The organism is Bacteroides hominis (assembly GCF_033042785.2).
Taxonomy (GTDB): Bacteria; Bacteroidota; Bacteroidia; order Bacteroidales; family Bacteroidaceae; genus Bacteroides; species Bacteroides hominis.
Genome location: NZ_CP178829.1, coordinates 3172214 through 3186499, shown reverse-complemented (window position 1 = coordinate 3186499; position 14286 = coordinate 3172214). Strand labels below are relative to the sequence as shown.

12 protein-coding genes and 1 pseudogene are annotated in these 14286 nt (G+C 49.4%); 3 read left to right on the top strand and 10 right to left on the bottom strand.

The window, feature by feature from the left end; translation table 11 throughout:
• The 10 genes and pseudogenes from R3O62_RS13325 to R3O62_RS13280 all read right to left on the bottom strand — a co-directional run bounded on the left by R3O62_RS13325 (position 1) and on the right by R3O62_RS13280 (position 10289).
• Positions 1-1512 (bottom strand): STM4011 family radical SAM protein, encoded by a 1512-nt coding sequence (locus R3O62_RS13325; RefSeq protein WP_032540568.1) that lies wholly within the window; start codon positions 1510-1512, stop codon positions 1-3.
• Positions 1513-1525: 13 nt separating this feature from the next.
• Positions 1526-2806 (bottom strand): STM4012 family radical SAM protein, encoded by a 1281-nt coding sequence (locus R3O62_RS13320; RefSeq protein ID WP_195316507.1) that lies wholly within the window; start codon positions 2804-2806, stop codon positions 1526-1528.
• Positions 2803-3654, bottom strand: a complete 852-nt coding sequence (locus R3O62_RS13315; RefSeq protein ID WP_005808788.1) for an STM4013/SEN3800 family hydrolase — start codon at positions 3652-3654, stop codon at positions 2803-2805. Before R3O62_RS13315 ends, R3O62_RS13320 begins: the two co-directional genes overlap by 4 nt.
• Positions 3641-4651, bottom strand: coding sequence for an STM4014 family protein (locus R3O62_RS13310; protein ID WP_317472863.1), 1011 nt, complete (start codon positions 4649-4651; stop codon positions 3641-3643). The genes R3O62_RS13315 and R3O62_RS13310 overlap by 14 nt, the downstream gene beginning before the upstream one ends.
• A 4-nt stretch (positions 4652-4655) precedes the next feature.
• Positions 4656-5720 carry an STM4015 family protein gene (locus R3O62_RS13305; protein ID WP_032540562.1) on the bottom strand — a complete coding sequence of 355 codons (1065 nt, stop codon included), beginning with the start codon at positions 5718-5720 and terminating at the stop codon, positions 4656-4658.
• Between the two features lie 122 nt (positions 5721-5842).
• A complete protein-coding gene (gene cydB / locus R3O62_RS13300; RefSeq protein ID WP_317472862.1) occupies positions 5843-6991 on the bottom strand; it encodes a cytochrome d ubiquinol oxidase subunit II in 1149 nt (382 codons plus the stop codon).
• Positions 6992-7016: 25 nt separating this feature from the next.
• The gene (locus R3O62_RS13295; protein WP_005776681.1) at positions 7017-8570 is read right to left on the bottom strand and encodes a cytochrome ubiquinol oxidase subunit I; all 1554 of its coding nucleotides are present in this window, start codon (positions 8568-8570) and stop codon (positions 7017-7019) included.
• A gap of 32 nt (positions 8571-8602) precedes the next feature.
• Positions 8603-8818, bottom strand: coding sequence for a DUF4492 domain-containing protein (locus tag R3O62_RS13290; RefSeq protein ID WP_005776680.1), 216 nt, complete (start codon positions 8816-8818; stop codon positions 8603-8605).
• A gap of 162 nt (positions 8819-8980) precedes the next feature.
• Positions 8981-9160, bottom strand: a pseudogene (locus tag R3O62_RS13285) (AAA family ATPase); the annotation flags it as partial.
• 301 nt (positions 9161-9461) lie between these two features.
• Complete coding sequence (locus tag R3O62_RS13280; protein ID WP_005776678.1) at positions 9462-10289, bottom strand: DUF4373 domain-containing protein; 828 nt, start codon at positions 10287-10289, stop codon at positions 9462-9464.
• Positions 10290-10748: 459 nt separating this feature from the next.
• Between R3O62_RS13280 and R3O62_RS13275 the strand changes: the two genes are divergently transcribed.
• The 3 genes from R3O62_RS13275 to R3O62_RS13265 are packed head-to-tail and all read left to right on the top strand — an operon-like array spanning position 10749 to position 14160.
• The gene (locus R3O62_RS13275) at positions 10749-12176 is read left to right on the top strand and encodes a TolC family protein (RefSeq protein ID WP_005808797.1); all 1428 of its coding nucleotides are present in this window, start codon (positions 10749-10751) and stop codon (positions 12174-12176) included.
• 14 nt (positions 12177-12190) lie between these two features.
• Positions 12191-13414 carry an efflux RND transporter periplasmic adaptor subunit gene (locus R3O62_RS13270; protein WP_317472861.1) on the top strand — a complete coding sequence of 408 codons (1224 nt, stop codon included), beginning with the start codon at positions 12191-12193 and terminating at the stop codon, positions 13412-13414.
• A gap of 2 nt (positions 13415-13416) precedes the next feature.
• Positions 13417-14160, top strand: coding sequence for an ABC transporter ATP-binding protein (locus R3O62_RS13265; RefSeq protein ID WP_005776674.1), 744 nt, complete (start codon positions 13417-13419; stop codon positions 14158-14160).
• Positions 14161-14286: the final 126 nt, after the last annotated feature.

Below are 14286 nucleotides of genomic sequence, written 5' to 3'. Positions count from 1 at the left end.
TCAGATATCAAAAAAGACAGGAATACTATCGGGATTCAGAATATATCCCGATAGTTTCTTCAACTCTTCTTCCGCATCCATCACTGCACAAGAATAACCGGCAACTGACATCATCGGCCAATCGTGCATCGTATTACCTACCACCAGAATCTCCCGCAAAGAGATTCCCAACCTCGAACATAGAGTCATCAGTCCATTCTTTTTTCCCGCCCTGCTGTCCACCACTGTCAGCAACCGGCCTTCCTGATACAGTTGATATGCCTCCCCCTCCAATCCGGCCGACAACCGAGTAGCTTCCCGGACAGTAGACGCAAGCACGGCATACTTAAAGATTTCCCCTTTCCAAGTATAACGAGTGATCCGGCAACCGGGGAAATCAAGAGCCACAGGATGTTCAACCGGAACACATTCAACGGTATCTTCATAACACAGAAAGCCCCCATCGGCAAAAACCCCTCCCGAAAACAAGTCGAACACATCACCAAGCCGCTTCTTGGCGTGTGCCATCGGCAAGGCAGTACTCAGGTACAGAGGTAAGCGACCGGACATATATTTTAGTGCAGAAACGGTACGCCCGGGAATCCTCCCCTGCACATCTGTCAATGTACCGTCAATATCAAAGAATACAGCCCTGACCTTTTTCCTCTCCGGTATACGCCACAATGCCCCTTCTCCCATCATTCTCCTCAGAGGCGTATCCCGCAGATTGCTGAAAGCAATATAGCAATCGCATACTTTACGGAGACAAGAAGGCTGAAGGAGCGAAGCAGAATCATCGTAGAAATTCCCTGTCCGCACCCCACTTCTCGGGCAGGCATACATCCCCCCTTCCCGGTCAACAAACAGACTCTCTCTGCCTCCGGAACAATTATTCAAACATGCTTTTGCGTTCCGCCGATCATAATCGAACAGATTATCCATCTCGTTAAAAAAACGGACATCTTCCTCCGAAAGCGGCTTCCGTAAACCTTGCATTGCGTTCACAAACAAGTAAACCGACGGATCCAGCAGCAGCCTCAACCTCCGGATCTGTTCCTTTGCCGAAGGATCACCAACCACTCCCGCACAGACCTCAATACCAGCCGCATGCAGTTTTTCTATTTTAGACGCAAAATCTGTGACATCCGCCATCTCAGGATGGTAGCTCCCCCAGAATTTGATTTTGGTGACATCTGCCCGAGCCTCTTCAACTTCATCCAGAAAACGGGAAACTGAAAAGGACAGGTTGGTCTGACAAGAAACCCCGGCCACATGGGGCATGGCAGCCAGACGAATGATACCTTCTCTGTAATACCGATGTATCATCGCTTCTCCATAAGGGATAATCAGAATACGCAACGCCCCATGCTTCCACTGACCGATACGTGAAATAAAACGGTGCAGCGCTTCCCGGTCACCGTCCGTATCGGCAGATGCGGATTTCCTGCCAAACGGACAATACGAACATGTATAATTGCAATATTCCAGACTGCCCCTATAATAGATATTCCGGATAGTACTCAAAGCCCCCATCGTGCAAAGTTGATCAAGGATATATATACTCGGACATCAGTCTCCTTACGGCAGGTGAAACAAAAGACTGGCCGATGTAATCGGAGTAGGCCATTCCTTCTTCCGTAAGAAGCAGAACCCGGTTTTTCTCTTCAATCCACCCCCGGTCTGTAAATTCCCGGAAGAGCGTTCTGTCCGGCTCCTTACCAAAACGTCGTTCATACTCCGCCGTGTCCAGCCCCCGATAATACATCAGGTTCTTTATAATAAACCTTATTTGTACCTCTTCCGCGGAAAGCAAATAACCATTGGTTACCGTCAAAAAATCAGCAGTCCGGATATAACGGTCTATCTCTCCGGCTATGGCTTCCTGCCGCACAGCGTATGGAGTGGCATAATGTAAATCTCCCAGATAGCTCCGTCCCCCGGAACCACAGGACAGCATGGTTTCATCGCCACAGGAGAACTCCAGTTCCACTGTTTTCCGTTTAACAAAGCGACGCATGGAAGTCTGCACAAATCCCTGCTCCACCAACAGTTCACGAGCTGACCTGTAAATAGCATAACACATGTCATCCGTTGAGCGTACATCGATACGTGTACCCGGCCGGACATAAAGAGGATAAATAAATAATTCGTCGGGGCGATAAGTAAGCGCAGTGGTAAGCGAGTGAATAAAGCTATCCACCGTCTGTCCCTCAATGCCATAAATCAGGTCGAGGTTCAACTGCGGGAAGTCCGCTTCCCGAATATTTTGAAGTGCATCGATCACGGTAGCAAGCACAGGCCTCCTTTTCAGTTTTTTCAACTCCGCATCATTGAAACTCTGTACACCCATGCTCAACCGTTCCACCCCCCTCGTCCGCAATTGCCGCAAAACTTTCTTGTCGGCATACTCCGGTGAAGTTTCGATGGAAGTGAATACCTCCGAAGGACGTACGCCGAACAGCTCGGCTATGCAAAACAGTTCATCCAACTGCTTTTCGTTCAGAATAAGCGGAGTACCTCCCCCAACTGCAAACGAAGTAAATTTCAGATCTTGTGCCGCCACGGACAACTGTTCTGCCTGACGACGCATCGTACGGAGATATGCCGAGATACGCCCTCCATCACAGCTCTGCTGTGAAAACAGATTGCAATAACCGCACTTATGGGCACAGAAAGGGATATGAAAATATAGACTTGCCTGCCCCCCTGCCAACCGTTCAAAATAAGGGGCAAGAGAGACCGGAGGATTAAAAGTACGGTAAGCCGTCTTATGCGGATAACTGTACATATAGCTGATATATCGTGAAATCTGCTGCTGATCGTTCATTTTCTGAGAATAAAATGTTTATAAGGCACCGTATATACCTTCTCGTGGGAAATGCAGTGATACTCGTAACCGTCCTCACCATAACAGGTGCCATGATCGGACAAAGCAATGACCAATGTATCCGAACGTCTTCTGAAAGCCTCGAACAAGCGGGGCAACTGACTGTCAACGTATCGTAAAGCCGCAGCATGTGACTCTTTGTCGTCTTTCTTCTTACCCTCTACATAATGGCAGTTGGGATAATGGATGGCCGAGAAATTGATATACATGAATACTCTCCGGTCCGCCGGATACTTTTCCAGTTTACTGACAGCAAAGTCCACCTGATTGGCGGCACTGTTCTTATCCGTGCAGCCAAAAGCAGGCAGCCAGTAACTTTTATTGAAATAACCGGGAAATACCCTTCCGATGTCATTCCGTTTACTGAAAAAGCTGACTCCGCCGATACAGATGGTTTCATAACCGATATTGGACAGGCTCTGTACGAATGTAGCTTCTTTAAAAGCATAACTGCCCTCCGGAGGTATGCGCCCCGTGCCGGCCTGAAAAGGGAAAAAAAGCCACTTCCGGCTGCGCAACACATGGGGTTCGGCAGGTGAAGGCAAGAATCCGGCAAAAATGGCGAAATGCGAGGGATAGGTAAAATTGCCGGGAGCATGCCTCTTCTCCCAGCCACTGCCATAGCTATTCAGTACGGGAGTTCCCCCGGAAGCCTCTTCGGCCACACTGACGTCATAGCGCAAGGTGTCGAAACAGAGCATCAGTATGTCATGCGTGCCCACAATTCCATTCATATCTATATCCGGTTTCCGGTCTTGCTTACCGGATGGCAGTTCATCTATTTCCATTGAAAAGTGATTCTATCGTTCTTATCTGATTGGTGTATATCTTATTCTCCGTAAACATATCCTGATAGATATGATCTCCCTGTCCGTTCACCTCTATAATATAAGGTGTATCCGTGTTCCGTGCAATCAGCACATCTATGCCTGCATACCGCAGTCCCAGAGCCCGCGTGGCGGCAATGCTCCGGCAAAAAAGCTCCTCACGGACGGAAGGTGCAAGCGAAAGCTCTCCGAACAGCCTTGCTTTGTTGTTCAGATGAAGATTGGTTATGGCACCTTTGCTACAACGTACCACGACATAGTCGACTTCATCTTCCCTACAGACAACACGCAAGTCATAATTCTCCCCTTCCAGTTTTTCTTTTACCATCCACTCTTCAAGGACAGCTCCGCATCGCATGACTTCTTCTGCCAGCACAGCAATCTCTTTCCGGTTTGTCAACCGGCAGATACGTTTTTCATTATAAGCATGATCTCCCGCCCAACGCATGGTCGTATAAGCCACCCATTCGTCCCGGCGATGATTGTATCTGACAGCCATTACCCCTCCGGCTCCGGAGCCATAGCGAGGTTTAAGAAACCCTCCCCTCTTCTGTCGGTAAAGCAGTTCGGCCAGTTCATCAAAAGTGCGTAGTGCCGCCGAGAACAACGGGGTTGTTTTCAAGCCTGCCCCGGCCAGTTTCTGCTGAGTGCGGACCTTATCCAAAGCACAGAGAATTGCACTCGGCTCGTTCAGAAAATGCACGCCCTCCGGTCTATCCACAGCGGCTAAGCGCCTCAACATCTCCCTGTAATCCCGGCAAAGCGAATTGTATTTCCGGAAGTCCGTTTCCTGAAACACCGGAGGTTCCAGCTTCACAACCGTATCACGATACTCCGGAAGAGTAGCCATCAACTCATCGTATGTGACAAAGCAGGTATCCGCCCCGAGGCTTCTACCCGCTTTGATAAAGTAGTCCGTACGTTTTGAAGTCGAATTACTGACAACACATATCTTCATTCATTTACTCCGTAATCATTGGGAAACTGTAATCATCATCATACTCCTGTGAGTCGGAAACGTCGATCTTCACCGGCAGTGCCTTCTGCAACTCCTTTTTCATCTCGTCACTCAGGTAATTGTATTTCATATTGATAAACTTCAAGTGGCTGATCTTGTCCACATGATCCAGCAACAGTTGTGCTCCCTTGTCTGTCAATACTCCGGCAGAGATATCCATCGTCTCCAGTTGCGGAAGAATATCCGATTCGAGGAACATCTCCACAACAGCATCTTGTTCTTCCGCATCGACAATGCCCAGCCATTTCAGTTTAGGAAAACGGTCTTTGGAGAAGAGAGGCTTGAATACAGCCAGATCACCCTCAAATCCGTAGTCTTCCACTCCTACATAAAGGACCAGCTTTTCAAGGTTAGAGAGGTCGGATCCCAGAATGTCCTCCACCACCGAATCGGGCAGGCCACCACTGATAATCTCAAGTGACTTCAGGTTGGGACGAGGTTTCTTGCCAATGCTCAGATTATTGGTGCCTTTAATCTTGAGATTGTTCAGCAAGGGCATCACGTCCAACACCGGACCTAAATCCACCTGCTCAATCCAGGAGATCTCCTGTTCTTCAGAATCCATGTCTCCCCAGAACAGGCCCTCAAGATGGGCAAACTTTTCCTTATTCGCCACAATGCCGTCGGCAATAGCCGAGCAGTCCTCTCCGTCGTACCCCCAACAGCCGATCGTAATCTGCCTGAGCGACGGCAGCTTTTTATCCTTCAATATCCTATCCATCAAGTTCACGCCTTCTTCTGCCTCGTCATAGCTCAGCGCATACTTTTTAGCTTCCACCTTCATTTCCTTGGCAACCTCTTCCCGGGTTTCCACATATCCTTTCTTCGTCTTCTCCGCCACTAATTTGGCAGCGGCCTTTTCGGCCTCTTCGACCGACGAGAAATTCTTTACTTGTGTTTGTCCGTCTGTTCCCAACTTGCCATAGTTCACAACAACATCGGTTCCCCGAACATCGATGCTCCAGAACTTCTGAGACTTAAAGTCTTGAAATACAAATACTCGTTTCATAGTATGTCTGTTTAATTACTGATAAAAACAATGCTTATCCGCCTTCGTTTGTCAAGAGCAGATAAGCATCGCTACAAAAGTAATAAAATTCCGATATCCTGTACTTCTATCTGATAAAAATCTTAGTAGGCATGTCCGCCTTCGTCCATTTCCTTTGCATCGATCTTACGATTGTCGATGCTGCGCCAGGCGTAGAAGATGTAGGCGATGACAAACGGAACCAAGATAGAAACGTAAGCCATGGTTTTCAGCGTAAACTGGCTGGAACAACTGTTGGCAAGGGTGAGAGAGCTTTGTATATCCGTGTAAGACGGATAATAAGCTGTATTGTTATATCCGGCAGTAAGCAACAGTGCCAGGACAGTGAGTACCGTACCAATGCCGGCAAACCAGATCCCTTTATCGAATGTCTTCATCAACATTGTTTTGCCAATGCCGAACAGCACCAGCACAACCCCTGCAAGGAATATAATCAGCACTACCGGCATTTCGATAAAGTTATTGAAATACTTATAAGGTTCCATATAGATCTCCTTTGTTTCCGGATTGACAGCATATCCGTCGGCCAGCAAAGTGCGGATCACAAAAGTTAGGAAGAACACCAGAAACAGGGCTGTATTCGCAATCAACGAACGACGGCACTTGCCGACGAGTTCCTTATCGGCTATGTTATTGATGAAATAGAGAGCTCCCAGGATGCGTGCCAGAAAAAACACGGCCAGTCCCAGAATCACATTCCAGATATTGGTCAGCGCATCGAGCCCATGCCAGCCGTTGCCCCAATGGCTGATGACAGGCATAATCTCGTTCACCATATTGCCCTTATTGATATAAAAATCGGCCCCTGTGAAGAAGGTAGCTACCGCACCTCCCAAGAGCAGAGGGCCGACCACACCGTTGATCACCAGAAAAGTACGGTAAGTCTTCTTCCCGAGCAGGTTGCCCGCTTTGCTCTGAAATTCGTAGCTGACAGCCTGCAATACGAAGCTGAAAAGAATGATCATCCAAAGCCAATAGGCGCCGCCGAAACTGGTACTGTAGAACAGAGGAAATGAAGCAAAAAACGCGCCACCGAAAGTGACCAGTGTGGTAAACGTAAATTCCCACTTACGCCCGGTAGAATTTACCATCATCTTGCGATGCTCCTCCGTTTTACCCAAACAAAACAGCAGAGAGTTGCCACCCTGCACAAACAGCAAGAATACGAGTATAGCCCCGAGCAGTGAGACTACCAGCCACCAATATTGTTGTAGAAAAATGTATGTACCCATAGTTTAAATGATTAATGGTTCGTGATTAATGATTAGCCGCCGGTCCCTTCTTGATCTCCCGGACCATGATGCCGATTTCCGCAATCAGCATTACCGTAAACAGAATAAGGAATATGAAGAATGTGGCCTGTACAGAGCCTACATCCAACTTTGAGATGGCTGCCGACGTGGGCAGCATGTCCCGTATCGCCCAAGGCTGGCGACCACATTCGGCCACTACCCATCCTGCCTGTCCGGCAATGTAAGCAAACGGAATGGTCCATAGTCCGATGTATTGCATCCATCGCATTTGCGACAGGTCTTTCTTATAGACAAAGAAGAGAATCGCAATGAAGAACAGGATAAAGTATCCACCCAAGATCACCATCACACGGAAGGCATAAAAGTTGAGCGGCACATTGGGAACCAATTGGTTCACATCCTTAATATAACCATAACCAAAATAGGCAACATTCTCTTTCAGCGTGGCGGATGCCTGCTGCATAGCAGCCTCGTCACCGTCTTTTTTAGCCGCACGATAGGTGCCCAATGCAGTAATCGCTTTTTTACCCCGTTCTATTTTCTCGGCAGCCGAAAGCGCTTTCGTGCCGTCTTTCAGTTCGTATCCCCCCTCAATGATATTTTTGATGCCCGGCACAAAAGCATCTGCTTTACGCTCGGCCAGAAAGGAGAGCATCTTTGGAATCTCTATACGGAACAAAAACGGATTCTGACCGTCGTCATAAGTCTTCTTATCAGGATTCAGCACCCCGACAGCTACCAGCCCGGCTCCGTTCTGTCCTTCGTAATATCCTTCTACCGCTGCCAGTTTCATCGGCTGTGTTTGCGCAACGGCATAACCGGAACCGTCGCCGGTCCACACCGTCAGCACCGAAGCTACCAACCCGAAGATGGCACCAATCTTAATGCTGGCTATGGCAAACTCCTTGTCTCTCTTCTTCAGCAAGAACCAGCAACTGATGCCTATCACGAAAACAGCTCCCAGCACCCAACTCGAGAGCACCGTGTGGCAAAATTTATTAACGGCGACAGGCGAAAAGGCAACTGCCATGAAATCGACCATCTCGTTGCGCACTGTATCGGGATTGAACTCCATACCTACCGGATGCTGCATCCAGGCATTGGCTACCAGAATCCACCAGGCGGAGATCGTAGCTCCCAGTCCTGTGAGCCAGGTAGAAGTCAGGTGGAAACCTTTGCTGACCTTATCCCACCCGAAAAACATGACGGCAATAAACGTGGCCTCCATAAAGAAAGCCAAAATGCCCTCGATGGCAAGCGGCGCGCCAAAAATATCACCTACAAACCAGGAATAGTTACTCCAGTTGGTTCCGAACTCAAACTCAAGGATCAGTCCCGTGGCTACACCTACGGCAAAGTTGATACCGAAAATCTTCATCCAAAACTTGGCTGTCCGTTTCCAGAACTCATTGCCTGTTTTATAATAAAGGGTTTCCATGATACCCATAACGACTGCCAAGCCGAGAGTGAGCGGCACAAAAATCCAATGGTACATGGCTGTCAGAGCAAATTGGGCTCTCGACCAGTCAATAAGTGAAGTGTCAATACTTTCAATCATATCATTAGTAGTTAGAGTTAAACTTCAGCCGTTTATTGCCCGCGTTGTATCAGTTCGCCTGCAACGTATTCTTCCTTGTCCTTGTCGGTAGGCTGGCTGCTCAGAAAGTTAGGAAAGAAAAAGAGGCGGAGAATGAAGAACATGATGAAGAGTTTCACCAGTATAATCAGCCACAGGGTGCGGCCCAGAGTCATGCTTCGAAAACCTTCGACATAGAAGTTCCAGATATGGAGCAGTGTATTCTTCATAATACAGGGTAATTTTATAACATATCAAAATTAGTGTCTATACAAATAATAACAAAGATAATCTTAAAAATGTTGATGAAACAAGCAAAATAAACGGTTCTTACTCACCACAGAGGACACAGAACGACACAGAATCGAATCTAAGTTTCTGATTATTACAAAGATAGTCAGGCAGCCACTCTGATAAATCATAGGAATGGGATTGCCCACATTGGCACGGTCATCGTTCAGCGAAGTGGAGGGCACTTCGATTCCTTCCATCTCCCGTAAACCGAAATTGGTCTTCTGCAGCATTTCCACCAGGAAAGCAGGGGTTCCGCCGGTGAACCAATAGTCGCCAAACGAGTTTATCGTACTCGTCGATAAGCAGTTTTTCGAAACTTTGTATCCCTATCGGGAGTTTCCGCAACGGAATGGTTACGGGTGTATTCATGACTCTATTGTGTTTTTAGATACGTGCAAAGATAACATTTTACGACGGATACCCATCCGGGCACCCCCTCACCGACAGCCGGGCTACATCCCACCGACAGCCGGGCTACACCCCACCGACAGCCGGGCTACACCCCACCGACAGCCGGGCTACACCCCACCGACAGCCGGGCTACACCTCACCGACAGCCGGGCTACACCTCACCGACAGTCAGGGACCAGATCTCTGACAGCCGGAGGCCCTTATTTTCCGATCGCCACTTCTTCCGGACACTCCAAGCAAGTGAGGTAGACAAGAGATAGATCTGCAATCCTCCCGCCAATGCCTCGTACCGATAGGGATATGCCCGATACAGCATTGCCTGTCGATCCGCGTTTCGTCCATCCTTATCCGCCGGTCTGTCCGGAAGCCAAACAAAGATTGTATGTTCTCCCCAACAACGGCAGTGGTGGCAGCAATGGCGGCGGCAACAGGAACAAGCACGGAGGTTTCGCTTTTACTCTTTTCTGTTGTTTCTGTTGTTGTATTGTATTGTTCTGTATTGTTCTGTATTGTATTGTAGGTTTTTCTGGGTTTTTCTTCCTCAGCCACAGCAAGTTGCAAAGGTTCTTCCGCAACAGGTTCCGTAACCTCTTCCATCACTTCCGGAATCACATTATGCACAGTACGAGCCACCTTTGGCGGACGTCCTCCTTTCGCTCCATTACGACGGCTGTTTGCACATCTCCGGTCCATAGGTTCCATCACTCGGTCCAGATAAAAAGAATGAAACTCCGGCTCCTCTCCTTCACCAAAATCAAAAAGCCCGAAGTTGAGCAGCACATCTCTGAACAACTCAACGGTACCGTTATTGCAACGCGCCAACTGGCTCAATAAGGAAGGTCTGTAACACGTCGTATAGGCAGGCTGATGACGCAAGTAGATCAGAATTGCCATATAGGCCCCCACTCCTCCCGGTCCGAGAGCTTCTATCAAGTCTCCCACTTCCCGTGTGTTCAGGAAATCTTTCTCAAGAATAAAAAATTGTTTTCTTTCCATTTGTTTTTGAGTTTAATTCACCACGGAGGACACAGAGAACACAGAGAGTATCTTTCTCTTAAACATCTTAATAAACAAGAGATTAAAACTCTGTGTCCTCCGTGTACTCTGTGGTGAATCGTATTCATTTCTATACAGTTCATCGTTCTAAACGTTCCGGCTTACAAAAGTAAATATTTACCTTTTAAGAAGTGTGACCTGACAGGTCACACTTCTATCAAAGTTCCTGAAACACACCTCCTTTTTACCTGTGAGGGCAGTTACCGGTCACCGGGACATTTCCCACTCAGGAAATCTTAAAAAAGATTCTCTGTGGAACTCTGTGTCACTCCGTGGTAAACTTCATTCATCGATTATAGTTCATCTTTTATCGTTAAAACCTCCGCTCCCGTCTATCGCTTTTGCGCCTCTTTCTTATACGCTGTACCTTTGTTTCAGTAAAATCAAAGAACCAAGCGTATGACAAACGTAAAAAGAATCACCCTGATAGCCCTCTGCCTGGCAGCCACCCTGCCCGAAGGCGGATTGTGGGCGCAACAAACCGGAACCTCCGGGCAAATGCAGGCCAGCGACTCGGTGGCAATACCTGCCCGGTGGGACCTGCAAAGCTGCATCGATTATGCTTTGCAGCAAAACATCAGCATCCGTCGCAACAGAATCAACGCACAAAGCACACAGGTGGACGTGAAGACAGCCAAAGCGGCCCTCTTCCCCAGCCTTTCATTCTCCAGCAGCCAGAATCTGGTGAACCGCCCCTATCAAGAGTCGAGCAGCATCATCAGCGGATCGGAAGTGCTGAAGAGCAGCAACAAGACAACCTACAACGGAAACTACGGGCTGAATGCACAATGGACCGTATACAACGGCAGCAAACGCCTGAAGACCATCGAGCAGGAAAAACTCAACAACCGGGTGGCGGACCTCGACGTGGCTACTTCGGAGAATGACATCCGGCAGTCCATCGCCCAGACCTACATACAAATACTGTATGCGGCCGAGTCGGTGAAGGTGAACGAAAACACCCTGCAAGTATCCGAAGCCCAGCGGGACCGCGGCAAGCAACTGCTGGATGCGGGAAGCATCGCCCGGAGCGACTATGCCCAACTGGAAGCACAAGTCAGCACCGACCGCTATCAACTGGTCACGGCACAGGCCACGCTTCAGGATTATAAACTGCAACTGAAACAACTGCTCGAACTGGACGGCGAACAGGAGATGCAGATATATCTGCCTGTGCTGGGTGACGAAAATGTACTGTCGCCCCTGCCCACCAAAGCAGACGTGTTTCAGGCTGCCGTGGCCCTACGGCCGGAGATCGAGGCAAGCAAACTCAGTGTGGAGGCTTCGGAACTGGGCATCGGAATAGCCCGGTCGGGATATCTGCCCAGCGTCAGCCTGACAGCCGGAATAGGGACAAACCATACGAGCGGAAGCGACTTCACCTTCGGGGAACAGGTGAAAAACGGATGGAATAACTCCATCGGACTCAGCATCAGCGTACCTATCTTCAACAACCGGCAGACGAAAAGCGCCGTAGAAAAGGCCAAACTTCAGTATCAGACCAGCCAACTGACGCTGCTCGATGAACAGAAAACGCTGTATAAGACCATCGAAGGGTTGTGGCTCGATGCCAACAGCGCACAACAACGCTATGCGGCAGCTGTAGAAAAGTTGCGCAGCACGCAGACCAGCTATGAACTGATCAGCGAACAGTTTAATGCCGGCATGAAGAATACGGTAGAACTGCTTACGGAGAAGAACAATCTGCTGCAAGCACAGCAGGAGTTGCTACAGTCCAAATATATGGCCATTCTAAACACTCAACTGCTGAAGTTCTATCAGGGAGACGAGTTGACAGGACTCACCGCAGAGAACAAAAACATTTAATACGTATAAACGATATGAATAAGAAAAAGATCATCCTTATCGCCGCAGGCATCGTCGTACTGGCAGGCGGAGGGCTTTGGCTCTTCGGAAGCCCGACGACCAAGCACAAAGTGACCTATACCACGGCGACCGTGAGCAAAGGCGAGATATCCGAATCGGTGACCGCCACAGGAACCATCGAACCGGTAACGGAAGTGGAAGTCGGTACACAGGTATCCGGAATCATCGACAAAATCTATGTGGACTATAATGCGGCAGTGACCAAAGGACAGTTGATTGCCGAGATGGACCGCGTGACGTTGCAGAGTGAACTTGCTTCACAACGCGCCACTTACAATGGAGCGAAAGCGGAATACGAATATCAGAAGAAGAACTATGAACGCAGCCGGGGACTGCACGAAAAGGCGCTGATCAGCGATACCGACTACGAGCAGTCGCTCTACAACTATGAAAAGGCAAAAAGCTCGTTCGAGAGCAGCCAGGCTTCGTTGGCCAAAGCGGAACGCAACCTGTCGTATGCCACCATCACTTCACCGATCGACGGCGTGGTCATCAGCCGCGATGTGGAAGAAGGACAGACCGTAGCTTCGGGATTTGAAACACCGACCCTATTCACCATTGCCGCCGACCTGACTCAGATGCAGGTTGTGGCCGATGTGGATGAAGCCGACATAGGCGGTGTGGAAGAAGGACAACGGGCTACATTCACCGTAGATGCCTACCCGAACGACGTATTCGAAGGAACGGTCACGCAAATCCGACTGGGAGACGCAAGCAGCACCAGCACGAGCAGTACGTCGACCACTGTAGTCACTTACGAAGTAGTGATCTCCGCCCACAATCCGGACTTGAAGTTGAAACCCCGCCTGACAGCCAATGTCACCATTTATACCCTGGACCGCAAAGACGTGCTCTCCGTGCCCGCACGCGCACTGCGCTTCACCCCGGAAAAGCCGCTGGTAAGCGACAAGGATGTGGTAAAAGACTGTGAGGGCGAACATAAACTGTGGACACGTGAAGGAAATACATTCACGGCACATCCCGTACAGACAGGTATCACCAACGGTATCAATACCGAAATCACCGGAGGAGCCTCCGAAGGAATGGTAGTAGTGACCGAAGCAACCATCGGAAGCATGCCCGGTGGAAACGTAGCACCCGAAGCCGGACCGGACGGTGGCGGAGAGCAAAGCCCGTTCATGCCAAGCCACCCGGGCAGTAAGAAGAAAGGAAAATAAGTATGAGCAAAACAGTCATCGAACTTCAGAACATCAAACGCAACTTCCGGGTGGGAGACGAAACGGTACATGCGCTGCGCGGAGTTTCGTTCACCATCACCGAAGGGGAGTTTGTCACCATCATGGGTACTTCCGGTTCGGGAAAGTCGACGTTGCTAAACACGTTGGGTTGCCTCGACACACCCACCAGTGGAGAATATCTGCTGGACGGTATCTCGGTGCGTACCATGAGCAAGCCGCAACGCGCCGTATTGCGCAACCGCAAGATAGGCTTTGTCTTTCAGAGCTACAACCTGCTGCCGAAGACGACCGCCGTGGAGAATGTGGAGCTCCCGCTGATGTACAACTCGGGAGTCAGCGCCTCCGAACGGCGCCGGCGGGCCATCGAAGCCCTCCGCGCGGTAGGGTTGGGCGACCGGTTGGAACATAAATCCAACCAAATGTCCGGCGGACAAATGCAGCGTGTAGCCATCGCCCGCGCGTTGGTCAACAATCCGGCAGTCATCCTCGCGGATGAAGCGACGGGTAACCTCGATACACGCACCTCTTTCGAGATTCTGGTGCTGTTTCAGAAACTGCATGCCGAGGGGCGTACCATCATCTTTGTGACGCACAACCCGGAAATAGCCCAATACAGCAGCCGCAACATTGTGCTGCGCGATGGGCAGGTCAAGGATGATAGTGTCAACCCGAACATTCTTTCGGCAGCCGAGGCACTGGCCGCACTGCCTGTGCAGGAAGAATAATACAGTTTAGAAACGAATACGATTCACCACAGAGGACACAGAGGACACAGAGAATATATTTCTCTTAAACATCCTGATAAACAAAATATTAAAACTCTGTGTCCTCTGTGGTGAATAATACTCAAA

Bases quoted from the DNA above. Each gene is read 5' to 3' on its own strand.
- R3O62_RS13320 (WP_195316507.1), bottom strand. From the start codon at position 2,806: ATGAACGATCAGCAGCAGATTTCACGATATATCAGCTATATGTACAGT.
- R3O62_RS13295 (WP_005776681.1), bottom strand. From the start codon at position 8,570: ATGATTGAAAGTATTGACACTTCACTTATTGACTGGTCGAGAGCCCAA.
- R3O62_RS13310 (WP_317472863.1), bottom strand. From the start codon at position 4,651: ATGAAGATATGTGTTGTCAGTAATTCGACTTCAAAACGTACGGACTAC.
- R3O62_RS13305 (WP_032540562.1), bottom strand. From the start codon at position 5,720: ATGAAACGAGTATTTGTATTTCAAGACTTTAAGTCTCAGAAGTTCTGG.
- R3O62_RS13270 (WP_317472861.1), top strand. From the start codon at position 12,191: ATGAATAAGAAAAAGATCATCCTTATCGCCGCAGGCATCGTCGTACTG.
- R3O62_RS13290 (WP_005776680.1), bottom strand. From the start codon at position 8,818: ATGAAGAATACACTGCTCCATATCTGGAACTTCTATGTCGAAGGTTTT.
- R3O62_RS13265 (WP_005776674.1), top strand. From the start codon at position 13,417: ATGAGCAAAACAGTCATCGAACTTCAGAACATCAAACGCAACTTCCGG.
- R3O62_RS13280 (WP_005776678.1), bottom strand. From the start codon at position 10,289: ATGGAAAGAAAACAATTTTTTATTCTTGAGAAAGATTTCCTGAACACA.
- R3O62_RS13275 (WP_005808797.1), top strand. From the start codon at position 10,749: ATGACAAACGTAAAAAGAATCACCCTGATAGCCCTCTGCCTGGCAGCC.
- cydB (WP_317472862.1), bottom strand. From the start codon at position 6,991: ATGGGTACATACATTTTTCTACAACAATATTGGTGGCTGGTAGTCTCA.
- R3O62_RS13325 (WP_032540568.1), bottom strand. From the start codon at position 1,512: ATGGGGGCTTTGAGTACTATCCGGAATATCTATTATAGGGGCAGTCTG.
- R3O62_RS13315 (WP_005808788.1), bottom strand. From the start codon at position 3,654: ATGGAAATAGATGAACTGCCATCCGGTAAGCAAGACCGGAAACCGGAT.